This is a genomic window from Streptomyces sp. NPDC041968 (assembly GCF_055589025.1).
The window spans coordinates 310619-335013 of record NZ_JBVJCB010000006.1; the positions used below are offsets into that span (position 1 = coordinate 310619).

The 24395-nt window shown below is 70.1% G+C and carries 19 protein-coding genes; 7 read left to right on the forward strand and 12 right to left on the reverse strand.

All coding sequences use genetic code 11. The annotated features are described in order from the left end of the window. The first annotated feature begins 42 nt into the window (after positions 1-42). The 3 genes from ACZ6EG_RS17360 to ACZ6EG_RS17370 are packed head-to-tail and all read left to right on the forward strand — an operon-like array spanning position 43 to position 3174. Positions 43-1023 carry an ABC transporter permease gene (locus tag ACZ6EG_RS17360; protein WP_391969695.1) on the forward strand — a complete coding sequence of 327 codons (981 nt, stop codon included), beginning with the start codon at positions 43-45 and terminating at the stop codon, positions 1021-1023. Positions 1024-1069: 46 nt separating this feature from the next. Next, a complete protein-coding gene (locus ACZ6EG_RS17365) occupies positions 1070-2107 on the forward strand; it encodes an ABC transporter ATP-binding protein (protein ID WP_391969696.1) in 1038 nt (345 codons plus the stop codon). Positions 2108-2133: 26 nt separating this feature from the next. Further along, entirely contained in the window at positions 2134-3174 is a 1041-nt protein-coding gene (locus ACZ6EG_RS17370) for an ABC transporter ATP-binding protein (RefSeq protein ID WP_391969697.1), read from the forward strand. A gap of 142 nt (positions 3175-3316) precedes the next feature. On the opposite strand, the gene ACZ6EG_RS17375 is transcribed toward ACZ6EG_RS17370, so the two are convergent. The 7 genes from ACZ6EG_RS17375 to ACZ6EG_RS17405 all read right to left on the reverse strand — a co-directional run bounded on the left by ACZ6EG_RS17375 (position 3317) and on the right by ACZ6EG_RS17405 (position 14590). Further along, positions 3317-4441 (reverse strand): ABC transporter ATP-binding protein, encoded by a 1125-nt coding sequence (locus tag ACZ6EG_RS17375; RefSeq protein WP_391969698.1) that lies wholly within the window; start codon positions 4439-4441, stop codon positions 3317-3319. 12 nt (positions 4442-4453) lie between these two features. Then, positions 4454-5515, reverse strand: coding sequence for an ABC transporter ATP-binding protein (locus ACZ6EG_RS17380; RefSeq protein ID WP_391969699.1), 1062 nt, complete (start codon positions 5513-5515; stop codon positions 4454-4456). Between the two features lie 10 nt (positions 5516-5525). Further along, the gene (locus tag ACZ6EG_RS17385; RefSeq protein ID WP_391969700.1) at positions 5526-6503 is read right to left on the reverse strand and encodes an ABC transporter permease; all 978 of its coding nucleotides are present in this window, start codon (positions 6501-6503) and stop codon (positions 5526-5528) included. Positions 6504-6607: 104 nt separating this feature from the next. Beyond that, entirely contained in the window at positions 6608-8419 is a 1812-nt protein-coding gene (locus ACZ6EG_RS17390; RefSeq protein ID WP_391969701.1) for an ABC transporter substrate-binding protein, read from the reverse strand. Between the two features lie 101 nt (positions 8420-8520). Beyond that, positions 8521-9555, reverse strand: coding sequence for an ABC transporter permease (locus ACZ6EG_RS17395; protein WP_391969702.1), 1035 nt, complete (start codon positions 9553-9555; stop codon positions 8521-8523). Between the two features lie 700 nt (positions 9556-10255). After that, entirely contained in the window at positions 10256-12163 is a 1908-nt protein-coding gene (typA, locus tag ACZ6EG_RS17400; protein WP_356604228.1) for a translational GTPase TypA, read from the reverse strand. Between the two features lie 156 nt (positions 12164-12319). Next, a complete protein-coding gene (locus tag ACZ6EG_RS17405; protein ID WP_469605387.1) occupies positions 12320-14590 on the reverse strand; it encodes an ABC transporter family substrate-binding protein in 2271 nt (756 codons plus the stop codon). Positions 14591-14925: 335 nt separating this feature from the next. On the opposite strand from ACZ6EG_RS17405, the gene ACZ6EG_RS17410 reads away from it, so the two are divergent. From ACZ6EG_RS17410 to ACZ6EG_RS17425, 4 genes are read left to right on the forward strand one after another with little or no spacing between them, the layout of a single operon-like run. Next, on the forward strand, positions 14926-15216 hold the full coding sequence (locus tag ACZ6EG_RS17410) for a hypothetical protein (protein ID WP_391969704.1): 291 nt from the start codon (positions 14926-14928) through the stop codon (positions 15214-15216). Between the two features lie 28 nt (positions 15217-15244). Then, on the forward strand, positions 15245-16081 hold the full coding sequence (locus ACZ6EG_RS17415; protein WP_356604222.1) for a hypothetical protein: 837 nt from the start codon (positions 15245-15247) through the stop codon (positions 16079-16081). Then, entirely contained in the window at positions 16081-18018 is a 1938-nt protein-coding gene (locus tag ACZ6EG_RS17420) for a fumarate reductase/succinate dehydrogenase flavoprotein subunit (RefSeq protein WP_469605392.1), read from the forward strand. The genes ACZ6EG_RS17415 and ACZ6EG_RS17420 overlap by 1 nt, the downstream gene beginning before the upstream one ends. Further along, complete coding sequence (locus tag ACZ6EG_RS17425; protein WP_356604218.1) at positions 18015-18782, forward strand: succinate dehydrogenase/fumarate reductase iron-sulfur subunit; 768 nt, start codon at positions 18015-18017, stop codon at positions 18780-18782. Before ACZ6EG_RS17420 ends, ACZ6EG_RS17425 begins: the two co-directional genes overlap by 4 nt. Here the strand turns inward: ACZ6EG_RS17425 and ACZ6EG_RS17430 are convergent. The 5 genes from ACZ6EG_RS17430 to ACZ6EG_RS17450 all read right to left on the reverse strand — a co-directional run bounded on the left by ACZ6EG_RS17430 (position 18766) and on the right by ACZ6EG_RS17450 (position 24221). After that, positions 18766-19881 carry a glycoside hydrolase family 18 protein gene (locus ACZ6EG_RS17430; RefSeq protein WP_391969706.1) on the reverse strand — a complete coding sequence of 372 codons (1116 nt, stop codon included), beginning with the start codon at positions 19879-19881 and terminating at the stop codon, positions 18766-18768. The genes ACZ6EG_RS17425 and ACZ6EG_RS17430 overlap by 17 nt on opposite strands. A gap of 278 nt (positions 19882-20159) precedes the next feature. Then, the gene (locus ACZ6EG_RS17435) at positions 20160-22745 is read right to left on the reverse strand and encodes a SpoIIE family protein phosphatase (protein WP_391969707.1); all 2586 of its coding nucleotides are present in this window, start codon (positions 22743-22745) and stop codon (positions 20160-20162) included. 233 nt (positions 22746-22978) lie between these two features. Continuing rightward, on the reverse strand, positions 22979-23389 hold the full coding sequence (locus tag ACZ6EG_RS17440) for an ATP-binding protein (RefSeq protein WP_356604726.1): 411 nt from the start codon (positions 23387-23389) through the stop codon (positions 22979-22981). 139 nt (positions 23390-23528) lie between these two features. Beyond that, the gene (locus ACZ6EG_RS17445; protein ID WP_391969708.1) at positions 23529-23978 is read right to left on the reverse strand and encodes a (deoxy)nucleoside triphosphate pyrophosphohydrolase; all 450 of its coding nucleotides are present in this window, start codon (positions 23976-23978) and stop codon (positions 23529-23531) included. Between the two features lie 51 nt (positions 23979-24029). Beyond that, positions 24030-24221, reverse strand: a complete 192-nt coding sequence (locus ACZ6EG_RS17450) for an SPOR domain-containing protein (protein ID WP_391969709.1) — start codon at positions 24219-24221, stop codon at positions 24030-24032. Positions 24222-24395 lie beyond the last annotated feature (174 nt).

Consider the following 24395-nt stretch of genomic DNA (forward strand, 5'->3'; position numbering starts at 1 on the left):
CTCACCCCCGGCGACGGCGCCCCGTCCGGAAAGTCACGCCCCATGCTCCGCTTCCTAGTCCGCCGAGTCTCCGGTGCGATGGTCATTCTGCTGATCATCAGTGCCGTCACCTTCTGGCTCTTCTACGCCGTTCCGCGTGACCCCGCCATGATGTCCTGCGGCAAGAACTGCTCGCCGGAGGCCCTGGAGCAGATCCGGAAGAACCTGGGCATCGACGAGTCGATCCTGATGCAGTACTGGCACTGGCTCGTCGGCGTCTTCGCCGGGCGGGACTACGCCGGATACGGCTACTGCGACGCGCCGTGCCTCGGCTACTCCTTCGCCAACCGCGAGCCGGTCTTCGGCACGATCATGGACCGCCTGCCGCTGACCCTCTCGCTGGCTTTCGGCGCTGCCGTCTTCTTCCTGATCATCGGAGTGGGCGCGGGCATGCTCGCCGCGCTGAAGCAGGGCAAGTTCCTGGACAAGTTCGCCAGCTCCGTGTCACTGCTGGGCTCCTCGCTGCAGATCTACTTCGTCGGCTACATCGCCATGTACTTCCTGGTCTCGGAGCTCGGCGTGCTCAGCCAGCCGTCGTACACGCCGCTCACGGAGAACCCGGCCGCCTGGGTCTCGGGGCTGTTGCTGCCCTGGCTGGTGCTGTCGATCATCTTCACCGCCAACTACACGCGCATGACGCGCTCGCAGATGGTGGAGCAGCTCAGCGAGGACTACGTGCGCACCGCCCGGGCCAAGGGCCTGTCCAAGCGCAACGTCTTCTTCCGCTTCGCCTGGCGCGGCGCCATGGGCCCGATCGTGACCCTCTTCGGCATCGACCTCGGTGTGCTGATCGGCGGCGCCATCATCACGGAGACGACCTTCAGCCTCCAGGGCATCGGCCGGCTGGCGATCCAGTCCGTGTTCCAGAGCGACCTGCCCATGCTGCTCGGCGTCACCGTCCTGGCAGCAGGCGCGATCGTCATCTTCAACATCGTCGTCGACGCGGTCTACGCCCTCATCGACCCGCGGATCCGGCTCGCCTGACCTCCGCCCTCCCTACCCCCTCTGCATCACCTCCTGGAGCGTCCCCGTGACGAGCACCGAACAGCAGCCCTTCCTCTCCGTCAGGGACCTGAAGGTCCACTTCTCCACCGAGGACGGCATCGTCAAGGCCGTCGACGGGCTCTCCTTCGACCTCGCCAAGGGCAAGACGCTCGGCATCGTCGGTGAGTCGGGCTCGGGCAAGTCGGTCACCAACCTGACGATCCTGGGCCTGCACGACCGCGACCGCACCGCGATCGACGGCGAGATCGTCCTCGACGGCAAGGACCTGCTCACCGCCACCGAGCGCGAGCTGGAGCGGCTGCGCGGCAACAAGATGGCGATGATCTTCCAGGACGCGCTGGCCTCGTTGTCGCCGTACCACACCATCGGCAAGCAGATCGGCGAGACCTACCGCAAGCACACCGGCGCCTCCAAGGCGGAGGCCCGGCAGCGGGCGATCGAGATGCTGCGCCGGGTGGGCATCCCGCAGCCGGAGGTGCGGGTGGACGACTACCCGCACCAGTTCTCCGGCGGTATGCGCCAGCGCGCGATGATCGCCATGGCGCTGGTCTGCGACCCCGAGCTGCTGATCGCGGACGAGCCGACCACGGCCCTGGACGTGACGGTCCAGGCGCAGATCATGGACCTGCTCAAGGACCTCCAGCAGGAGTTCGGCACGGCCATCGTCTTCATCACCCACGACCTCGGTGTCATCGCCGACATCGCGGACGACGTGCTGGTGATGTACGGCGGCCGGTGCGTGGAGCGCGGGACGAAGGAGGAGGTGCTGCGCGATCCGCAGCACCCGTACACGCTGGGTCTGATGAGTTCGATGCCGAGCCTGGACGGTCCGGTCGACGTGCCGCTGGAGCCGATCCCCGGCTCGCCGCCCTCGCTGCTCAACCCGCCCACCGGCTGCCGGTTCCACCCGCGCTGCGCCTTCGTCGAGAAGGTCCCCGGCGGGCTGTGCTCCTCGCAGCAGCCCCTGCTCCAGGTGGAGAAGGGCCGGGGTTCCGCCTGCCACCTGCCCCCGGAACAGCGCCAGGAGCTGTTCGCCGACTTCACCGGTTCCCGGCACAACTGACGTACAAGAGACAGGACTTCACCATCATGAGCAACGCGGAAACGCTCCTGGACGTCAGCGGTCTGACCAAGCACTTCCCGATCAAGGGCGGCTTCCCGATCCCGCGCACGGTCGGTGCGGTCCGGGCGGTGGACGGCCTGGACTTCACGGTCCGCGAGGGTGAGAGCCTGGGCCTGGTCGGGGAGTCCGGTTGCGGCAAGTCGACCACGGGCCGGCTGATCACCCGCCTGCTGGAGCCCACGGGCGGCAAGGTCACCTACCGGGGCCAGGACATCACCCACGCGGGGCGACGGGCGCTCGCGCCGATCCGGTCCGAGATCCAGATGATCTTCCAGGACCCGTACGCGTCCCTCAACCCCCGCCAGACGGTCGGCAAGATCATCTCCGGCCCGATGGAGATCAACGACATCAACCCGGCCGGCGGCCGCGAGAAGCGCGTGCGCGAGCTGCTGGAGATCGTGGGCCTCAACCCCGAGCACTTCAACCGCTTCCCGCACGAGTTCTCCGGCGGCCAGCGCCAGCGCATCGGGGTCGCCCGCGCGCTGGCCCTGGAGCCCAAGCTGATCGTGGCCGACGAGCCGGTCTCCGCGCTCGACGTGTCCATCCAGGCCCAGGTGGTCAACCTGCTCCAGAAGGTGCAGCGGGAACTGGGCATCGCGTTCGTCTTCATCGCCCACGACCTGGCCGTCGTCCGGCACTTCTCGCAGCGCGTCGCGGTCATGTACCTCGGCAGGATCATGGAGATCGCCGACCGGGACGACCTGTACGACAACCCGCGCCACCCCTACACGCGCGCCCTGCTGTCCGCCGTGCCCGAGGCGACCGTGGAGGACACCCCCCGCGAGCGCATCCGGCTCGTGGGCGACGTGCCCTCCCCGATCAACCCGCCCTCGGGCTGCCGCTTCCGCACCCGGTGCTGGAAGGCGACGGAGAAGTGCGCGTCGGAGGTGCCGCCGTTGGTGCAGGTGGAGGGGAACAAGCCCGGACACCTGACCGCGTGCCACTACCCCGAGACGGATGACGTACCCTCGCCCCGTCTCACCAAGAAGCCCCGGGCGGCCGCCTGACAACACCCCTTTCTGTCGGCACCGCCCGCGGAACGGACCTCCTCGGCCCATTGACCCGAGCCCGGAACGTCCGCTCCAGGGAAACCGAGGGCCCGCGCCTCCCCAGGCGCGGGCCCTCGGTCCGTTCACGGGGCGGGGCGGATCAGGCGGACCGGTCCTTGTCCGTCTCCTCCAGCGCGGCCAGCGCCGGGTCCAGGACGATGTCCTCCTCGCGGGCCGCGATCGTCGGCTCCTCCGGGAAGTGGCAGGCCGTCAGGTGACCGTCGCGGTTGCCGGCGATGCGGACCAGCGGCGGCACCTCGCTCGCGCACTTGTCCTGCGCCTTCCAGCACCGGGTGCGGAAGCGGCAGCCGGACGGGGGCATGATCGGCGAGGGCACGTCACCGGCGAGGCGGATGCGCTCACGGCTCTCGGGCTCGTCGACCATCGACACCTCGGGCACCGCCGAGAGCAGGGCGTGGGTGTAGGGGTGCCGCGGCCTGGTGTAGATGGAGTCCCGGTCGCCGACCTCGACCACCTTGCCGAGGTACATGACGGCGACGCGCTTGGAGAAGTGCCGGACGACGGCCAGGTCGTGGGCGATGAACAGGAAGGCGATGCCCATCTCCTGCTGCACCTTCTGGAGCAGGTTCACCACCTGGGCCTGGATGGAGACGTCGAGCGCGGAGACCGGCTCGTCCGCGACGATGAGCTTCGGGTTGAGCGCCAGGGCGCGGGCCACGCCGATGCGCTGGCGCTGACCACCGGAGAACTCGTGCGGGAAGCGGTTGAAGTGCTCCGGGTTGAGGCCGACCAGCTCGAGCAGCTCGCGTACCTTCGTGTCCCGGCCGCCCGCCGGGTTTATCCCGTTGACCTCCATCGGCGACTTGATGATCGTGCCGACGGTCTGGCGGGGATTGAGCGAGGAGTACGGGTCCTGGAAGATCATCTGGATCTCGGAGCGGACGGGCGCCAGCTGCCTCCGGGAGGCGTGGCTGATGTCGTGGCCCGCGTACTCGATCTTCCCGCCGGTCGGCTCCAGCAGGCGGGTGATGAGCCGGCCCGTGGTGGACTTGCCGCAGCCGGACTCTCCCACCAGGCCGACGCTCTCACCGACGCCGACGGTGAGGTCGACGTCGTCCACGGCCTGGACGGCACCGACCTTCCGTTTGATCGGGAACCCGCCGTAGATCGGGAAGTGCTTGGTCAGACCCTCGACCCTCAGCAGCGGCTCGGGGGACGCGGTAGCGGAGCCCTGCTGTGCGGGGAGGGTGAGTTCGTCGCTCATGTCTCGGTCTCCCTAGCGCAGCCGGGGCTGGATCTTGTCGATGAAGAAGGTCTGTTTCTGTTCCGCCGTCAGGTGGCAGGCCGCCGCGCGTCCCTCGCCGAGCGGCGGACGTTCGGTGCTGCACCGGTCGCCCGGCACCTCGCCCGTGAAGGCGCACCGCGGGTGGAAGGGGCACCCGGACGGGGGGTTCAGCAGGCTGGGCGGAGTGCCGGGGATCGGCGTGAGTGCCTGGTCGATGCTGCCGCCGAGCCTCGGCATCGAGCTGAGCAGGCCCCAGGTGTACGGATGGCGCGGTCGGCGCAGCACCTCGGCGGTGCTTCCGCGCTCCACGGCCCGGCCCGCGTACATCACCAGCAGGTCGTCGGCCATGTCCGAGATGACACCGAGATCGTGGGTGATGAAGACGATCGCCGACCCGAACTCCTGCTGGAGGTCCTTGAGCAGGTCCAGGATCTGCGCCTGGACCGTCACGTCCAGCGCGGTCGTCGGCTCGTCGGCGATCAGCAGGTCGGGGTCGCAGACCAGCGCCATGGCGATCATCGCGCGCTGCCGCATGCCGCCGGAGAACTGGTGCGGGTAGTCGTCCACCCGGGACTGGGGCTGGGGGATGCCGACCTTGGTCAGCATCTCGATCGCCCGTGCCCGCGCCTCCTTCTTGGACGCGCCGGTGTGCTTCATGAAGGGCTCGGCGATCTGCCGGCCCACCGTGTAGTACGGCGACAGCGCGGTCAGCGGGTCCTGGAAGATCATGGCGACCTTGTTGCCGCGGAGCTTCTCCATCTCCTTCTCGGTCGCGGTGACGAGTTCCTTCCCGTCGAGGACGATCTCGCCCTCCACGGTGGTGTTCTTGCGGTTGTGCAGGCCCAGGACGGTCAGGTTGGTGACGGACTTGCCGGAACCCGACTCTCCCACGATGCCGAGGGTCCGGCCGCGCTCGACGTCGAAGGACAGGCCGTCGACCGCCTTGACGATGCCGTCCTCGGTGGAGAACCGCACCCGGAGGTCGCGGACCGAGAGGAAGGACTCCGGCCCGGTCGGGGCCGGCTCGCCTTCGGTCTTGGTCAGAGTGCTCACGGTGATTCTCCTAGCTGAGCCGCACACGCGGGTCGATGTAGGCGTAGGCGAGGTCCACGAGGATGTTCAGGAGCAGGATGAAGAAGGCTCCGAAGAGCATCACGCCCATCGTCACCGGCAGGTCCTTGGTCAGCGAGGAGTCCACCGCGAGACGGCCGATGCCGGCGAGGTCGAACGTGAACTCCGTGACCACCGCGCCGGACAGCAGCGCGCTGAGGTCCATGCCGAGGATCGTGACGATCGGGATGAGGGAACCGCGCCACGCGTAGCGGAAGAAGACGTACCGCTGCCTCATGCCCTTGGCGCGGGCGGTGCGGACGTGCTCCTCCTGGAGCTGCTCGATCATGGTCGAGCGGGACATACGGGTGTACTGGGCGGTGAAGATGGTGGCCATCACCAGCCAGGGGATGAGCAGGCCGATCGCCCAGGCGGCGGGGTTCTCGGTGAACGGCTTGTAGCTCGGGTTGTCCATGATGCCGGACTGGTACACGAGGATGCCGAGCACGATCGGGCCGAGGAAGTAGATCTGGAACGAGCTCAGGACGATCGAGGCACCGCTGACCAGCTTGTCCGCGACCGTGCCGCGCTTCCAGGCGGCCAGCAGACCCGATCCCAGGCCCAGGACCAGGAAGATGATCAGGCCACCCACCGTCAGGGAGAGCGTCAGCGGGAACCGGTCCATGATCGAGTCCCAGACGAACTCCTTGGTGTCGAAGGACATGCCCAGACAGGGCGCGGAGCAGTGCCCCTGGGCGAAGTCCCGACCGGTCACGATGCCCGTCATGAACTCCCAGAACTGGGCGGTGATCGGCTTGTCGAGGCCGAGGTTCTCGCGGATCACCGCGATGTTCTCGGGGGAGCAGTTCTTGCCGCAGGACAACTCGGCGAAGTCCTGGGGGATCGTATAGAACAGGAAGAAGGTGAAGGCGCCGATCAAGAACATGATCACAACAGCGCCGATCAACCTGCGAACGAGGAACTGAAGCATGGCAGGTGGATGCTCTCTTCGGAACGCGGCGGCAGGGAGGGGTTGCCGTCCGCGGGGGTGCGCTCCGCCTGGCGCGCACCCCCGCGGTCAGCCGGGCTGGAGGGCTACGGCTGCTTCAGGAACAGGTCGTTGATGTCGATGTAGCTCGACTCGTTGCTGTACTTGGCGCCGCCGATGTTCGATCCGAAGAGCTGGATCTGCTTCGAGTAGTAGACCGGTGCGGCCGGGTTGATCTCCTCCACGATGCGGTGGTGGGCCTGCTCCCAGGTCTTGGCGGCCGCCTCCGGCTCCTGCGTCAGGGCCTTCTTGATCAGCTCGTTGACCTGCGGGTCGTTGATGTGCGAGTAGTTCGAGGCGCCGTCGGAGACCAGTTCGCCGTCGTAGACCGGGGTGATGACCGTGGAGGCGGACGGCCAGTCCTGGCCCCAGCCGGTCATGTAGAGGTCGTACGGGTTCTTCAGCTTGCCGACCTGCTCGTAGAAGCTGGCCCGGTCGATCTCCTTGGCCTGGACGTCGAAGCCGATCTTCGCCAGGGCGTCCTTGATGATGAGCATCTGAGCCTGGCCGCGCGGGGTGTTGGAGTAGGCGTAGGTGAGCTTCGTGCCCTCCTTGACGCCCGCCTCCTTCAGCAGCTTCTTGGCCATCTCCGGGTCGCCGTTCGGCTTCTTGAGCTTGCCGAACGGGTCGTACTTCGGGTCGAAGTTCGGCAGGGTCGGGGCGAGCAGGCCGCCGGCGACCTCGCCGCCGTAGCGACCGCCGTCCGCCTGGACCATGGACTGGTTCGGGATCGCGTAGGTGATCGCGTCGCGGACCTTCTTGTCCTTCATGCGGTCGAGGTTGAAGGTCAGCTGCCACACGTAGGGCTGGTAGCCCTGGATGGTCCGCTTCTTCGCCGACGCGTCGCCGATGACGGCCGACATCTGGGCCGGGTCGACCGAGTCCGTGAACTGGATGGCGTTCTTGGCCTCGCCCTGGTCGGCCATCAGACGCTTGGTCTGGCTGGCCTGGTCGATGGTGCTGGTGAAGTTGTAACCGTCGACGTACTGGTGGCGCACCGAGTCCGTCTTCGGGTCCCACTGGTCGTTCTTGACCAGCTTCATGGACTTGCCGGGCTTGTACTCGGAGATCTTGTAGGGGCCGAGGGCCGCCGGGGCGTCGTCGTACTTCTCCTTCGTGTCCCGCTTCTCGGGAACGATGGCGTATCCGGCCATGGCGAGGGCCTGCGGGAGGTCCTGGCGCGGCTGGGAGAAGTGGAAGACGACCGTCTTGTCGTCCGGCGTCTCCAGCACCGTGTCCGGCAGGTGCTTGCCCTTGTACGGCCCGTCCGGCAGTGCCTTGCGGTAGTCGTTGCCGGAGAGCCAGGACTGGACGAAGGTCGGACCGTCGAAGATGACCTTGGAGTACAGGCGCTCGATGGTGTGGCGGACGTCCTTCGAGGTGATGGGGTTGCCCTGGTCGTCCTTGATGCCGTCCTTGAGCTTGAACGTCCAGGTCTTGCCGCCGTCGGAGGACTGGCCGGAGTCGGTGGCGATGTCACCGACGACGGTGAGGTTGCCCTCCGCGTCCTCCTGGAAGTTCGTCAGGCCACGGTGGATCAGGTTGGCGAACTGGCCGGCGTCGCTGACGTAGATCTGCCCCGGGTCCATGTGGGTCAGGTCCGACTGCATGTAGACGTTGATGATCCCGCCGGGCTTCGCGCCGGCGACCTCCTCCGCCGGGCCGTTCGACGCCGCGGCGTCACCGTAGGCCACCGGGTCCTGCTGCTGGGCGGCGTCCTTCTGGTCCTTGGCGTCACTCTTGCCTTTGCTGCCGCCGTCGCTGTCACCGGAGCAGCCGGTCAGCACCAGGGCGCCGGCCACCATGGCCACGGCTATGGCTCGCGTGGTGCGCGTGGTGCGGTTTCTGATGGGCTTCATGATGCCGATCCACCTGCCTGTCGAGAGTTGTCCACGAGTGCTGCCTGACGGTCCGGAAGCCCGGCACGGGGGCGGCAGCTCCCCCACCCACCAATGGACGGTTAGCGTCCGGTCTTGGGGTCGAATGCGTCCCGGACGGAGTCGCCGAGAAGATTGAAGGAGAGGACGAAGACGACCAGCGCCACGCCCGGGAAGAACATGAACATCGGGTCCTGCTCGTACACGTCGGCGCCGATGGCGAACATGCGGCCCCAGTCCGGGGTCGGTTCGACGAAGCCCACCCCGATGTACGACAGGAAGGCGATGGAGAGGATCGTGCTCGGGAGGATGTAGGTGGCCTGCACCAGGATCGGCGTGACGATGTTCGGCAGGATCTCCTTGCGCACGATGCGCCAGGGAGACGCCCCGGACACCTTCGCCGCCTCCACGAACTCCCGCTCGCGCAGCGTCAGTACGGAGCTGCGGACCAGCCGGGCCAGCCCCATCCAGCCGAGGAACCACATCACCAGGGTGATGGCCACGGCTCTCAGGTACGTGGGGGTCTCGTCCTGCGGGGAGACGAACATCGCGGTCACGACGGGCATGAAGGCGATGAAGAAGAGCTGCTGCGGGAAGGCCAGGAAGAAGTCGGTGACCCGGCCCAGCCAGTAGTCCACCCGGCCGCCGAAGAAGCCGCTGACCATGCCGATGACGACACCGGTGAGGACGCAGAGCAGGGTGACGACCACGGCCATGTACAGGGAGGTCCGCATGCCGTAGAGCAGCATGGTGAACACGTCGCGGCCGAGCTTGGGCTCGACGCCGAACCAGAAGTCGCCCGACATGCCACCGAAGGAACCGGTGGGCATGGCGAAGTCGTCCAGCAGGAAGGGGTAGTCGGGCTCCTGGGCGTACAGCGTGTAGGGGTTCTTCCCGTAGACCTTGGCGATGAGCGGTGCCAGCGCCGCGACCAGGAAGAAGACGATCACGACACAGGCGGAGACGACCCCGGTCCTGTCCCGTTTGAAGCGCAGCCACATCAGCTGCCCCGGGGACCGACCCTCGTGGCTCTTCTCCTCGACGGCCTTGGCGGGCTCCGGCCCGTCGCCGACGGCGGCCGGCGTTCCGCCGCCCTCGATGTCGATTGGACTTGTCACAGTTCGCCCATTTCACAGGTGTGGGTGTGCCGTACCGGCGACCAGCGCAGGGTGTGCGCGATCGCGGAACGGATCATGGAGAAGCGTCGGGAGATCCCGGGGAACGGGGTAAACCCGCAGCCGGACGCGCGTAGCCGGAAGCCCGGACGCCGACGGCCGGCCCGCTCCTCAGAGCCGATCGCCGTCCGACGGGGCGAAGCGGGGGGCGACGGACCAAGTGACCCACCTGGTGTTCGTGACACCGCGCATGGGGCTCCTCCTCATGACTCCACGTGTTCACCGACAGGAGGGGGCACACGTCTGTCTTCCGACACCCCTGACGGAAGTTCAGACACCCCCTGGTGCTCGTGAGTCGAGTGCTGTCCCCACAGCACGTGACCCATTGACCCGAGCGCTACGCGGCTAACTATCTGCCATGAGCAGAAGGACCGACCACCGTCTTTAAATCTCAATTCAGTCACAGCTGACAGGTAGATCTTCCAAAATCTGGACAAACTGTTCGGGACGAGAAGGCCGCGAAACGGACGTGTTACCTGGCTATCGGGCGCCGATCTCCGTGTTTCGGACACCGGGGAGCGCTCAGAGGGGTCCCCGCGCGCGTCCCGGCCCCGGAAAACCGGTTGAAAAAAGCCCGGGCACCCCCGTGATGGGGGTGCCCGGGCTTCCCGTGCCCGCCGACCGTACGCCGGCGGCGGGTGGATCAGCCGTGCTTGGCGCGGCTCGCGGCGCGGGCGCGCTCGCGGGCGTCCAGGTTCACCTTGCGGATGCGAACGGCCTCCGGGGTCACCTCGACACACTCGTCGTCGCGGCAGAACTCCAGGGACTGCTCCAGGGAGAGCTTGCGCGGCGGGACGATCGCCTCGAACGAGTCGGCCGAGGACGACCGCATGTTCGTGAGCTTCTTCTCCTTGGTGATGTTGACGTCCATGTCGTCGGAGCGGGAGTTCTCGCCGACGATCATGCCCTCGTACACCTCGGTGCCGGGCTCCGTGAAGAGCACGCCGCGCTCCTGGAGGTTCGTCATCGCGAACGCGGTGACGGCGCCGGAGCGGTCGGCGACCAGCGAGCCGTTGTTACGGGTCGTGAGGGTGCCGAACCAGGGCTCGTGGCCCTCGTGGATGGAGTGGGCGATGCCGGTGCCGCGGGTCTGGGTCAGGAACTCGGTACGGAAGCCGATCAGACCGCGGGAGGGGACCACGAACTCCATGCGGACCCAGCCGGAGCCGTGGTTGGACATGTTGTCCATCCGGCCCTTGCGCACGCCCATGAGCTGCGTGACCGCGCCCATGTGCTCCTCGGGCACGTCGATCGTCATGCGCTCGACCGGCTCGTGGACCTTGCCGTCGATCTCGCGGGTGACGACCTGCGGCTTGCCGATGGTCAGCTCGAAGCCCTCGCGGCGCATCTGCTCGACCAGGATGGCCAGCGCCAGCTCACCACGGCCCTGCACCTCCCAGGCGTCGGGGCGCTCGGTGTCCAGGACGCGGAGCGAGACGTTGCCGATCAGCTCGCGGTCGAGGCGGTCCTTGACCTGGCGGGCGGTGACCTTGCGGTCCTTGACGACCGCCTTGTTGTCCGCGCCCTTGCCGGTGGCACCGCGGCCGACCAGCGGCGAGGTGTTGGTGCCGATGGTCATGGAGATCGCGGGCTCGTCCACCGTGATCAGCGGCAGCGGGACCGGGTTCTCCAGGTCGGCCAGCGTCTCGCCGATCATGATGTCCGTGATGCCGGCGACCGCGCAGATGTCACCGGGGCCGGCCTTCTCGGCGGGCTTGCGGGTGAGCGCCTCGGTCATCATCAGCTCGGAGATGCGCACGTTGCTGACGGTTCCGTCGCGCTTCATCCAGGCGACGGTCTGGCCCTTCTTCAGCTCGCCCTGGTGGACGCGGAGCAGGGCGATACGGCCGAGGAAGTTGTCGGCGTCCAGGTTGGTCACGTGCGCCTGGAGCGGGGCGTCCTCGTCGTAGGTCGGGGCCGGGATGTGCTCCAGGATGGTGGAGAAGAACGGCTCCAGGCTGGTGGAGTCCGCCGGCACCGTGCCGTCCTCGGGCTTGGTGAGGGAGGCGATGCCGTCGCGGCCGCAGGCGTAGACGATCGGGAACTCGATCTGCTCCTCGTCGGCGTCCAGGTCGAGGAAGAGGTCGTAGGTCTCGTTGACGACCTCGTCGATCCGGGAGTCCGGACGGTCCGTCTTGTTGATGCACAGGATGATCGGCAGCCGCTGCTGGAGCGCCTTGCGCAGCACGAAGCGGGTCTGCGGCAGCGGGCCCTCGGAGGCGTCCACGAGCAGGACGACACCGTCGACCATCGACAGGCCGCGCTCGACCTCGCCACCGAAGTCGGCGTGGCCGGGGGTGTCGATGATGTTGATGGTGATGACGTCGCCGCCATCCTTCGGGTGGTACTTCACCGCCGTGTTCTTCGCCAGGATCGTGATGCCCTTCTCACGCTCCAGGTCGTTCGAGTCCATCATGCGGTCGTCGACGGAGTCGAGCTGGTGCGCGGCGAAGGCACCGGCCTGCTTGAGCATTCCGTCGACGATGGTGGTCTTGCCGTGGTCGACGTGGGCGACGATGGCGACGTTGCGGATGTCGTGGCGCGTGGCCATATTGAGGCGTACTCCCGGAGATGTGAGGACGGCCCTTGCGTACGTCCGTGTCACGCGGGCCTGCCGGGCGGTACATGCCACGGCCTCACCCCATGGTACGGGGCCCCGAGGGTTGCGGCTTGCCGGGGCGGGGGCGCACCGGACCGGGGCGCCAGGTCACGACGTGGGGCTCGCCGGGGCCTCGGCGCCGGCGGACCCCTTCTTCAGGAAGCCCATGTCCTCGTGGACGGGGGTCTCGAAGCCGAAGGCCCCCGCGTTGGCGAGGTTCTTGCGGGCCGCCACCAGCTGGGGGCGCTGGTAGAGGGGGATGGAGCCGGCCGCCGCCCAGATCCGGGAGTCGGCCTTGCGGAGCAGCGCGCGGGCCTTCTTCTCGTCCAGTGTGGCCATGGCCTGGTCGAAGAGCTGGTCGACCTGGTCGGTGCCGACCCGGGTGTAGTTCTGCGCCACGTTCAGGGAGCCGTCGGCGGCCGGGACGGGCTTGGCGTAGACGGGGCGGGCGTCGGTGGCGGGGTAGGCGGAGGCCGGCCAGGAGTAGAGGGCCAGGTCGTACTCGCCGGAGGCGACGTGGTCCTTGAAGTAGTTCTCGTCCGGGACCTTGGTGATGTCGACACCGATGCCGAGCTTCTTCAGCATGTCCGAGATGCGGTCGGCCACGGTGCGCAGGGCCTCGGAGCCGGGGCCCGAGGGGAGCACGAAGCGCAGGGTGAGCGCCTCGCCGTCCTTGGCGAGCGGTGCCACCGCTGAGCCGGCCGGGGCGGCGGTGCCCTTGGGCGCGTAGGCGCCGGGAGCGCCTCCCTGGGCGGTGTTCTTGCCGCCGCTGTGCTTCTCGCCGCTCTCCTGGTCGGTGGCGCCGCCGTCGTTCTTGCCGCCGTCGTTCTTGCCGTCCTCGCCGACGATGTACGTCCCGTCGTCGCCGCCGTCGGACTCCTCGCCGTCCTCGCCGTCACCGCCGTCAGCGCCCTCACCGCCGGTCCCGGACTTCTCGGCGCCGGCCGCCTTCTCGCCGGCCTCGCTCTCCTTCACCGGCCCGCCGGGCTCCCAGCCGGCGTCCGCGAGGAGCGCCCGGGCCTCCTTGGCGTTCTGCTCGCCGAGGGCGCCGCTGCCGTCGGCGTAGACGGCCTGGCCGGACAGGGCGAGGTGGCTGCCCACGGGCTCGGTGGGCAGGCCCAGCGGCTTCAGCACCGCCTCGGCGAGCGCGCCCCGGTCCAGGGCGCGGGCCACGGCCCGGCGGACGCGCTCGTCGGCGAGGGGTCCTTCGGCGCCGTTGAGGGCGAGCTGCGTGTAGGCGGGCTCCAGTGACTTGCGGACCTCGAAGCCGCTCAGGGCCTTCTGCCGCCGCTCCCGCTTCGCCTCCGCCTTGCGCCGCTTCTCGCGGGCGAGGACCTCCTCCTCCGCGGCCTCCTCGTCGGAGCCGTTGGCGATCGCCCACGAGCGCAGGGCGGCCGCGGCGGACCTGCCCTGCGGCCCCGCGTGCGGCGACGCGTCCGAGCCCGCGGCCGGTGTGCCGTCCGGGCCCATGAGGGGGGTGCCGGTCGCGGCGTCCCCGGCGGGGGCGGCCAGGCCGACCTGGTCGGCGGTGTCCGGGTCGATCTCGGCCAGGTCGAGCTTCCCGGCGACCAGCTCGGAGACCCGCTTCTCGCGCGGTACGGCGCGCAGCACGATCTCGTCGAGCTTGGCCGGCTCCCCCCACCAGCGCGGGTTGCCGGTGAGGACGACCTCGTCGGCCCCGGTGTCGACCTTCTTCAGGGCGAAGGGGCCGGCGGTGGTCTTCAGCTTGCGCCGCGCCCCGTCATTGAAGGCGTCGGGGGTGCCCATGACGTCCTTCGGGTACAGGGGCGTGAACAGGGACTTCCAGTCGGCGTAGGGCCTGCTGAAGGTGACCTTGACCTCCAGGTCTCCGGCGCCCCGCTCGATCTTCTCGATGCGGTCGTAGCCGGCGTTGCGGGCGGTCCAGTAGGCGCTGTCCTTGCCCGACAGCGCGCGCCACTGGGCGGCGAAGTCGGCGGCCCCGATCTCCCGGCCGTCGCTCCACACGGCCTGCTGGTTGAGCTTGTAGACGACGACCTGCTTGGGCTCGGTCCCGACGACCTTCGCCGACTCCAGGTACTGGGGGTTGCGCACCGGGCGGCCGGTCTCGTCCATCCGGTACATCGAGGGCAGCACGGCCTGCGCGACGCGGGCCGTGGTGGCGTCGGCGTCCGACTGGAAGGTGTTGAGGGTGGCCGGCACGGAGTCCACGGCCCAGCGCAGGGTGCCGCCGTCGGCGATCCGGGTGCGGGCCGCGGAGGCGACGTCCTGTTCGGCGAGCGGCTTGCCCGACGGGTCCTCGGAGCTGCAGCCGGCCAGCGCGGGGACCGCGAGCACGCTCGCGGTGAGGAAGGCGACCGAGCGCGTGACCGCGCGCGGACCGACGCCGACGTGAGACATCTCTGCTACCTCCGGAAGGCCGCGGGCGCGGTGATCGCCCAGACGGCATATGCGTTACTGGCGCGATATGCGGTATTTGGAGTTGATCATTTGTATCCGGACAGGGATGCGGCCACTGAAGAGGAAACGGTTCGGCGACGCTGGGAGACACGACGGCGACGGTGCGTAAGCCCACCCGTGCGGCGCAACGCCACCCCTGACGCACCGACGCGCCCCGGCCAATCGCTGCACGTCCCTTCCCAGCGACAGGTGTGACGCGCGACACTCTCAGGCGCACGAACGTCACCACCCAGGGCCGGCCCGTGCCGAATGTCGGGCGGAAACGAGGTCACGTCATGTCCGTGCACGACGACCTGTCATCCATCCAGCGCAGCCTCGACGACCTGTCCCGGACGGTGGCCCGGCTGGAACAGCGGCTGGGCGCCGGCGACCTCGACGTCCGCCGGGTCCGCACCGACGCCGACCACCTGCGGGAGAGCCTCGCGCTGCTGCGCGCGGCGGCGGCCGCACCGGACACGCCCAGGCGTCCGGACCTCGTCCCGATCCCCGACACTCCGTACGACGGTTCCCTGTGGACGGACTCGGACGACGAGGGACTCGGCGCCCGCTACCGCCGCGCCCCCTGAAACCGCCCCGACCGACCGGAGTCGCCCCGTGGCCACTGGTACGGAACCCCCCGACACCGACCCTCATCCCCGGGGCGGCGGCGTCCACACCCCGACGCGCGCCGCCATCCGCGCCCCGCACCTGCGCACCGACCGCTGGTGGCTGGCCCCGGCCGCCACCGCCGCCGGCCTGCTGGCCTTCGTCGTCTACTCGACCTGGCGGGCCTTCGCGGGCACGGACTACTACGCGGCCCCCTACGTCTCGCCCTTCTACTCCCCCTGCCTGGCGGAGAACTGCGAGCCGATGCGCTCCGGGCCCAACTGGGAGATCTTCGGCAGCTGGTGGGGCATCTCGCCCGCGATCGTCATCCTGGTCTTCCCGCTCGGCTTCCGCCTGACCTGCTACTACTACCGCAAGGCCTACTACCGGGGCTTCTGGGCCTCTCCGCCGGCCTGCGCGGTGGCCGAGCCGCACAAGAAGTACACCGGTGAGACCCGCTTCCCGCTGATCCTGCAGAACGTCCACCGGTACTTCTTCTACGCGGCGCTCGCGGTCGCGGGCATCCTCACCTACGACACGGTGCTGGCCTTCCGCGACGAGCACTACGCGTGGGGCCACATGGGCGTGGGCACTCTGGTGTTCCTCGTCAACATCGTGCTGATCTGGGCGTACACCCTCTCCTGCCACTCCTGCCGGCACATCGTCGGCGGCAAGCTCAAGCACTTCTCCCGGCACCCCGTGCGCTACCGCGCCTGGCGGCTGGTCGGGTGGCTCAACGCCCGGCACATGCTGCTGGCGTGGGCCTCGCTGGTGAGCGTGGCGCTCGCCGACTTCTACGTGTATCTCGTCGCGTCCGGTGCCTTCGACGATCCGAGGTTGTTCTGATGTCCGTGGTCGACCGGCAGGAGTGGGACGTCGTCGTGGTGGGCGCGGGCGGCGCGGGACTGCGCGCCGCCATCGAGGCCCGCGAGCGGGGCGCCCGTACGGCCGTGATCTGCAAGTCCCTGTTCGGCAAGGCGCACACGGTGATGGCCGAGGGCGGTATCGCCGCGGCGATGGGCAACGCCAACGCCGGGGACAACTGGCAGGTCCACTTCCGCGACACCCTGCGCGGCGGCAAGTTCCTCAACCAGTGGCGGATGGCCGAACTGCACGCCCAGGAGGCCCCGCAGCGGGTGTGGGAGCTGGAGACCTGGGGCGCCCTCTTCGACCGCACGGAGGACGGCCGCATCTCGCAGCGCAACTTCGGCGGCCACGAGTACCCGCGCCTCGCCCACGTCGGCGACCGTACGGGTCTGGAGCTGATCCGCACTCTCCAGCAGAAGATCGTCGCGCTCCAGCAGGAGGACCACCGGGAGACCGGCGACCACGAGTCCCGCCTCAAGGTCTTCCAGGAGTGCACGGTCACCCGCGTCCTCAAGGACGGCGGCCAGGTCTCCGGCGTCTTCGGCTACGCCCGCGAGACCGGCCGCTTCTTCGTGCTGGAGGCGCCCTCGGTGGTGATCGCCACCGGCGGCATCGGCAAGTCCTTCAAGGTGACGTCGAACTCCTGGGAGTACACCGGGGACGGACACGCGCTGGCGCTGCTGGCCGGGGCTCCCCTGCTGAACATGGAGTTCGTGCAGTTCCACCCGACGGGCATGGTCTGGCCGCCGTCCGTCAAGGGCATCCTCGTCACGGAGTCGGTGCGCGGCGACGGCGGGGTGCTGCGGAACTCGGACGGCAAGCGGTTCATGTTCGACTACGTCCCCGACGTCTTCAAGGACAAGTACGCCGTGACGGAGGAGGAGGCCGACCGCTGGTACGACGACCCGGACCACCATCGGCGCCCACCCGAGCTGCTCCCCCGCGACGAGGTCGCCCGGGCCATCAACGCCGAGGTGAAGGAGGGCCGGGGCTCCCCGCACGGGGGTGTCTTCCTCGACGTCTCGACCCGGATGCCGGCCGAGGTGATCAAGCGCCGGCTGCCCTCCATGTACCACCAGTTCAAGGAGCTGGCCGACGTCGACATCACCGCCGAGGCGATGGAGGTCGGCCCCACCTGCCACTACGTGATGGGCGGCATCGCCGTCGACTCGGACACGGCCGCCGCGCGCGGGGTGCCGGGGCTGTTCGCGGCCGGTGAGGTCGCCGGGGGCATGCACGGCTCCAACCGGCTCGGCGGCAACTCGCTCTCCGACCTGCTGGTGTTCGGGCGCCGGGCGGGCTGGCACGCGGCCGAGTACGCGGGGGGACGGGAGGGCGGGGCGCGGCCCCGGGTGGACGACGCACAGGTCGACGCGGCGGCCGCGGAGGCGTTGCGGCCGTTCTCCGCCGAGACGGGTGAGCCGGGCGGCGGCCCGCCGGAGAACCCGTACACCCTCCACCAGGAGCTCCAGCAGACGATGAACGACCTGGTCGGCATCATCCGCCGCGAGCCGGAGATGAAACAGGCCCTGGAGAAACTCGCCGAGCTGCGGGTACGGGCCCGCCGGGCCGGCGTGGAGGGGCACCGGCAGTTCAACCCGGGCTGGCACCTCGCCCTGGACCTGCGGAACATGCTGCTGGTCAGCGAGTGCGTGGCGCGGGCCGCGCTGGAACGCACCGAGTCGCGCGGCGGGCACACCCGTGAGGACCATCCGTCGATGGACCGCCGCTGGCGCTCGGTCAACCTGCTGTGCACGCCGGCCGACCCGGCGGGCGGCCCGGCCGCGACGGACCCGGAGCGCGGCCAGATCACCCTGGAACGGCAGACCACCGAGCCGATCCGGCCCGACCTGCTCGCCCTCTTCGAGAAGGAGGAACTGGTGAAGTACCTCGCCGAGGAGGAGCTGTCCGGATGAGCGGCTACGAGGCCCGCTTCAAGGTGTGGCGGGGTGACGTCGAGGGCGGCGGCCTGGAGGACTTCAGCGTCGAGGTGAACGACGGCGAGGTGGTCCTCGACATCATCCACCGCCTTCAGGCCACCCAGGCCCCCGACCTCGCGGTCCGCTGGAACTGCAAGGCGGGCAAGTGCGGTTCCTGTTCGGCGGAGATCAACGGGCGGCCGCGGCTGCTCTGCATGACCCGCATGTCCGTCTTCACCCGCGAGGAGACGATCACCGTCACGCCCCTGCGCGCCTTCCCCGTCGTCCGCGACCTGGTGACGGACGTCGGCTTCAACTACACCAAGGCCCGCGAGATCCCGTCCTTCGTCCCGCCCGCCGACCTCGGTCCGGGCGAGTACCGGATGATGCAGGAGGACGTGGACCGCTCGCAGGAGTTCCGCAAGTGCATCGAGTGCTTCCTGTGCCAGGACACCTGCCACGTCGTCCGCGACCACGAGGAGAACAAGCCGGCCTTCGCGGGGCCCCGCTTCCTCATGCGCGTGGCCGAACTGGACATGCACCCGCTGGACGCCGCCGACGAGACCGGCCTGGACCGCGGGCGCACGGCCCAGGACGAGCACGGCCTCGGTTACTGCAACATCACCAAGTGCTGCACGGAGGTCTGCCCCGAGGGGATCAGGATCACGGACAACGCGTTGATCCCGTTGAAGGAGCGGGCCGTGGACCGCAAGTACGACCCGCTCGTCTGGCTGGGGTCGAAGATCAGGCGCCGGAGCTAGCGGACCGGCGCTGGCGGACCCAGCCCTCGCGGTACTCCTTCCAGTTCGTCTCGGTCGCGGCGAAGTCGATGTACGGGGCGACGCCGAAGAGTTCGCGGTCGGCGTCGGTCCGGGAGAGGCCGAGGCGGGCGCCCCGCACGGCGGCGGCGACCGTCTCCGCATGACCCCAGTGGTCGAAGTTGCTCTCGTGGTAGAAGGGCAGGCCGATCAGCAGGTGGGTCGTGGGCGGGGTGACCTCCAGGGCCAGCGAGGTCTGCTGGGCGACGTAGCCGCCGTAGGTGCCTTCCAGCGGCTGGGCGGTGTCGTAGGTCATCACGGCGATCTGGTCGACACGACGGGAGACCTGGCCGAAGAACTCCTGCGACCACCACTTGGGATGCTCGGTGAAGACGCCGAAGACGGTGTGCAGGGCCGGGAGCGGGTCGATCTGGTGGGCGGCGACGGAGAGCCGCGCGCCCCGGTCCCGGGTGACGGCGCGGACGTCGTCCAGGAGGGAGAGGTAGTCCCGGTCCCCCGAGTGCAGCGGCTCCAGGTCCAGGTGGACCCCGTCGTACCCGGCGTCCAGGACCTGGCGGGCGGAGCCGACGACGGCGGCGCGGGTGGCGGCCTCGGCCAGGCGCATGCCGTCGGGTCCCTCGGTGGCGAGCACGTCGCCGAGGAAGGCCTGGACGCGGACGCCGGGCAGCTCCCGGTGCACGGCGTCGATCAGCCACGCGGCCTTCGGGTAGCGCGCCTCGGGCAGGGTGCCGTCGTGCTCCATCGGTCCGGTGTGGACGTACAGGTCCCGGATGCCGGTGGTCTTCAGGCGGCGGGCGAGCGCGGCGAGGTCCGCGTCGTCCTTGCGGCCGTCGACCCAGGCGTGGCCGAGCCACATCGCGTCACGGTTCCTGGTGTACGTGCCGTCGGCGGGGTCGCCCAGGTAGTTGACGCGCAGGGCCGCCTCGGCGGTGAGGAGGGGGAGGAGCAGGATCACGAGTACGGCGAGGACGGTGCGGCGGGTGCGGCGGAGCCGTCTCTTCCTTCTCCCACGGGTCTCCCCGCCGCCTGCGGTCTCCGGCGCGGTGGTCCGCTGTTCCGTGCTCGGCTCCGTGTGGTCCACGGGCTTCCCCTCCCTGTCGCCCGCCCCCGGTCGCGATGGCCGATGCGTCCCCATACGCTCCACAGGTGACGCCATTCGTCGGGTGCGACCGGTCGTGGCCGGTGTTGCCAGCGTGGACGACTCGAACCGGTGTTCCGGTTGCGGTGGGGGGCGTACCGCGGTGATCTCCGCCGACCTCGTGCCGCCCCTGGTCACGGCCGGGGCGGCCCTGCTCCTGGCCGGCATCGAGCGCGCGCGCCGCAGCCGGCGGGCCCGGACCCGTACGACACCTGGCCGGGTCAGAACAGGCTCAGCAAGGCCTCCGCCGGGTCGGTCAGCCGGGTGTCCCCGCCCGGCAGGGGCAGCTCGAACCAGACCGTCTTGCCGCGCGGCGTACGGCGGGAGCCCCACGCCGCGCTGAGCAGGCCGACCAGTTGGAGGCCCCGGCCGCCCTCGTCGGTGTCGCGGGCCCGGCGCCTGCGGGGCTGGACCAGGCCCGAGTCCCAGACCTCGCAGACCAGGGTGCGGTCGAGGAGCAGGCGGAGTCTGATCTCCCCCTCCCCGTACCGCAGGGCGTTGGTGACCAGCTCGCTGACGAGCAGTTCCGTGGTGTCGACCAGGGGCTCCAGGTCCCAGGCGAGCAGCTGGGCACGGGCGTACTCACGGGCCCGGCCGACGCTGCGCGGCTCGCGCGGCAGCGTCCAGTCGCCGACGGACTCGCTGGGGAGGCCCTGGACGCGGGCCATGAGCAGGGCGATGTCGTCCTCGCCGTGGTGGCTGCCGAGGGTGTTGAGGACCTGGTCGCAGACGTCCTCCAGCGGGAGCGTGGGGTCGGTGAGTGCCCCCACGAAGGCCTGGAGGCCCTCGTCGAGGGGGTGGTCGCGGCTCTCGACCAGACCATCGGTGTAGAGCGCGAGCAGGGCCCCTTCCGGCAGTTCCACCTCCACCTCCTCGAAGGGCTCCCCGCCGACGCCGAGCGGCAGGCCCGGCGGCACGTCCAGCATCAGCGCGGACTCGCCGGGCTCCACCAGGACGGGGGGCAGATGGCCCGCGTTGGCGAAGGTGCAGCGCCGGGTCACCGAGTCGTAGACGGCGTAGACGCAGGTCGCCAGGTACACCTCGGAGAGGTCGGCCTCGCGGGGGCGGCGGGCGGCCCGGGTCGCCTGCTGGACACCGCCCGGGGCGCCGAGGCCGCGGGCGATCTCGTCGAGCTGGGAGAGCACCTCGGCCGGTTCGAGGTCGAGCTGGGCCAGGGTGCGCACGGCGGTGCGCAGTTCACCCATCGCGACGGCGGCGCGCAGTCCGCGGCCCATGACGTCGCCGACGACCAGCGCGGTGCGGTGTCCGGGAAGCTCGATGACGTCGAACCAGTCGCCGCCCACCTCGCTGGGCCGGCCGGTGGCGGCGTTGCCGGGCAGGTAGCGGCAGGCGATGTCGAGGCCGGACGCCTCCGGGTCGCCCGGCGGGAGCAGGGAGCGTTGCAGTATCAGCGCGCGCTCGTGCTCGCGGCGGTAGAGGCGGGCGTTGTCGATGCAGACGGCGGCGCGCGCGGCCAGCTCCACGGCCAGGTCGCGGTCGCGGTCCCCGAACGGCTCGCTGCCCTTGGTCCGGGCGAACTGCGCCAGCCCCACCACGGTGTCGTGGGCGACCATCGGCACGGCCAGCGTGGACTGCACGAGGCTGCCGTCCTCGGCGGGGACGACGCGCGGGCGGGCCGTGCGCAGCGCGTCCGCGCAGGGCGAGGTGAACGGGTAGTGGTGGACGGCGCCGAGCTTGACCCGCTCGCCGGCGCCCTGGAACGGGGCGTCGGAGACGGCGCTGGAGAAGGCCACGCGGCGCAGCTCCCCGCCGCCGTCGGCGAGGCCGGGCGGGGTCTCGTCACCGGCCAGCAGACCCTGGTAGAGGTCGACGGTGGCCAGGTCGCAGAAGCCGGGGACGACGACGTCGAGCAGTTCGCGGGCGGTGGTCTCCAGGTCGAGGGAGTTGCCGATGCGGGCGCCCGCCTCGTTGAGGAGGGCGAGGTTGCGCCGGGCCGCGGCGGCCTCGCGGGCGGCCTCGCGCCGGGCGGTGATGTCGGTTCCCAGCCAGGCGACGCCGATGGGCCGGCCGGAACCGCTGTGCACCCGGTACAGGTTGACGGACCAGTGGCGGCGTTCGTCGGACCCCGGCGAGAAGCCGGTGACGTGCATGTCGGTGATGGAGTCGCCCGTCTCCAGCACCCGGCGCAGGGTCGCCGAGACCCGCTCGGCCTCGGCGCGCGGCAGGTAGTCGTGGACGCCCTTGCCCCGGTGGTCGTCGGGCGTGCCGCCGAAGACGGAGGCGAACCGCTGGTTGGCGCGGCGCACCCGGAGGTCGGGGTCGATCAGCAGGAAGCCGAACGGAGACTGGCCGAAAATGGCCTGCGAGGCGGCGAGGTCGGTCTCGATACTGCGCAGGACGCGGACGTCGACGACGATGCAGACGGCCGCCTTCTCGCCGTCCTCGGTCCGCGTCGGCATGACGTACACCTCGGCAAGGCCGCGCTGGCCCCGTCGTCCCCGCCGCTCCCCCTCGGGACCGGTCGGCGCCCGGAAGGGGACCACGCCGGTCCACTCCCGTCCGTCGAGGATCTCGGCCATCTTGCGCTGGCCCCGCTCCCGCAGGTCGGGGTCGATGAAGGCCTCGATGGGGTCGGTGCCCACGGCGTGCTCGGCCGGGATGCCGAGCAGTTGCTCCGCACGCAGGCTCCACTGGTCGACGAGTCCGTCGGGGCCGATGGAGAAGGAGGCGACCTTGATGTAGTCGTAGATGGAGCCGGGCGGGCTGCTCTGCCACACCGCGTCACCGAACGGCGCACCGTCCGACGGGCCCTCGGACTCCGTGGCCCTCGCTGGTATCTCGCTCACGCGAACCGTCCCCTCCAGCTCACCGCGTCCGGCACCGGTCACCGGGGGCGGCTGCCCGCAGTATCCAGCACTACGGCGCCGCACGACACGGTGTTCACGATCACAGCACGGTCCCGATGCTTTTCGGTCCGGACCGTGACAACACTTCCAGTCTTCTAACCAGCGGACACGCCGTCGAATCACGCATTTCGACAACGGCCGTCGACCCGTACGGGAAACGCCGTGTCACCCGCTCATCGGGGTACCGCGAGTTCGAACCACACCGTCTTTCCCACCTCACCTGGCCGGGTCCCCCAGCGCCGGGCGGAGGAGGCCACCAGCTGCAGGCCCCGGCCGTCCTCGTCCCCGGGGCCGGCGACGCGCTCGCGGGGCGGGTCCGGGAGCGGGTCGGAGACCTCCACGAGCAGGACGCCGACCGGTCCGGCGGGGCGGTGCTCCAGGCGGACGCCGATGGGTCCGGTGGCGTGCCGGAGCGCGTTGGTGACCAGCTCGCTGACCAGCAGTGCCGCGATGTCGCCGGCGCTGTCGAGATCCCAGCCGTGCAGCGTGCGGCGGACGAGCGAACGGGCGGTCCGCACGGCGTCCGGCGCCGCGGGGAAGACCCACTCGGCACATCCGCCTTCGCTGTCGATCACGCCGATCACTTCCCCGGCCGGCACCCCCGCCGCACCCTTGTCCGTTTTCACGGGGTTAATGGGCACATACCCGGTATTCGGGCCCCGGTACCGCCCAGGAGGGCGCACGGTGGCACCGACGGCGCACGGGAAGCTCGCGTCGGCCCGTTCACGCACCCCGCGTGTCGGCGGCCGCCAGTCCGAGGTGTCCGAGCGCCCGCTCGACCGCCGGTACGTCCTGGTCGAGCCAGGGCACGTCCCAGATCTCGGCGGGGGTGAGCCAGCGGAGCTCGTCGTGGTCCTCCAGGGGCTGCGGGGCGGCGGAGCCGGGAAGCAGGCGCGCGGTCCATACCTGGAGGACGAGAGGGGGACGGAGGGGCCACTGGCCCGGGACCCGCTCACCGGGCTCGACCGTCACGCCCAGTTCCTCCCGCAGCTCGCGCACGAGGGCCGCCTCCGGCGTCTCGCCCGCTTCCACCTTTCCGCCCGGCAGCTCCCACCGCCCGGCCAGCTCGGCCGGCGCGCTGCGGCGTGCGGCCAGCAGGCGTCCGCCGTCGACCAGGGCGGCGCCCACCACGATGCGCTCCGCGTGTTCCGTGCGTTCCGTGCGTTCCGTCATACGCCGGAGCCTACGGCCGACGCGAGGGGTGCCCCGGTGGCGCCGGCGCGGTCAGTCGGCCGGGCCCGTGCCGTTCACGCCGAGTTTCTCGACCCAGTAGAGCTGCTTGTGCCCGCGGTCGTCGAGGGTGTCCGCGATCTTCTGGGCCTCGGCCCGGGTCGCGTACCGGCCCACGCGGTAGCGGTTGCCGTTGTCGTCCTGCCGGAAGACCAGCCAGGGAAGAGTGACCGTGCTGTCGTTCATCGCGTCCCTCCACTTCCCGTCCGCGGCACGCCCCGCGCCCCGCCCGTCAAGGAATCCCCGTTCCGCATATGCCCGACCCTACGCCTAACCTTCACGCAGCGAATACGGCTTTGCACAAAGAGGTACGCAACCAGCCAGAACGCAGGGGGCGCACGATACGGAACGCGCCCTCTC

Coding starts and splice junctions, on each gene's coding strand:
- ACZ6EG_RS17410 (WP_391969704.1), top strand. CDS start 14,926: ATGTCCGTGCACGACGACCTGTCATCCATCCAGCGCAGCCTCGACGAC.
- ACZ6EG_RS17360 (WP_391969695.1), top strand. CDS start 43: ATGCTCCGCTTCCTAGTCCGCCGAGTCTCCGGTGCGATGGTCATTCTG.
- ACZ6EG_RS17385 (WP_391969700.1), bottom strand. CDS start 6,503: ATGCTTCAGTTCCTCGTTCGCAGGTTGATCGGCGCTGTTGTGATCATG.
- typA (WP_356604228.1), bottom strand. CDS start 12,163: ATGGCCACGCGCCACGACATCCGCAACGTCGCCATCGTCGCCCACGTC.
- ACZ6EG_RS17370 (WP_391969697.1), top strand. CDS start 2,134: ATGAGCAACGCGGAAACGCTCCTGGACGTCAGCGGTCTGACCAAGCAC.
- ACZ6EG_RS17450 (WP_391969709.1), bottom strand. CDS start 24,221: ATGAACGACAGCACGGTCACTCTTCCCTGGCTGGTCTTCCGGCAGGAC.
- ACZ6EG_RS17375 (WP_391969698.1), bottom strand. CDS start 4,441: ATGAGCGACGAACTCACCCTCCCCGCACAGCAGGGCTCCGCTACCGCG.
- ACZ6EG_RS17390 (WP_391969701.1), bottom strand. CDS start 8,419: ATGAAGCCCATCAGAAACCGCACCACGCGCACCACGCGAGCCATAGCC.
- ACZ6EG_RS17425 (WP_356604218.1), top strand. CDS start 18,015: ATGAGCGGCTACGAGGCCCGCTTCAAGGTGTGGCGGGGTGACGTCGAG.
- ACZ6EG_RS17420 (WP_469605392.1), top strand. CDS start 16,081: ATGTCCGTGGTCGACCGGCAGGAGTGGGACGTCGTCGTGGTGGGCGCG.
- ACZ6EG_RS17445 (WP_391969708.1), bottom strand. CDS start 23,978: ATGACGGAACGCACGGAACGCACGGAACACGCGGAGCGCATCGTGGTG.
- ACZ6EG_RS17405 (WP_469605387.1), bottom strand. CDS start 14,590: ATGTCTCACGTCGGCGTCGGTCCGCGCGCGGTCACGCGCTCGGTCGCC.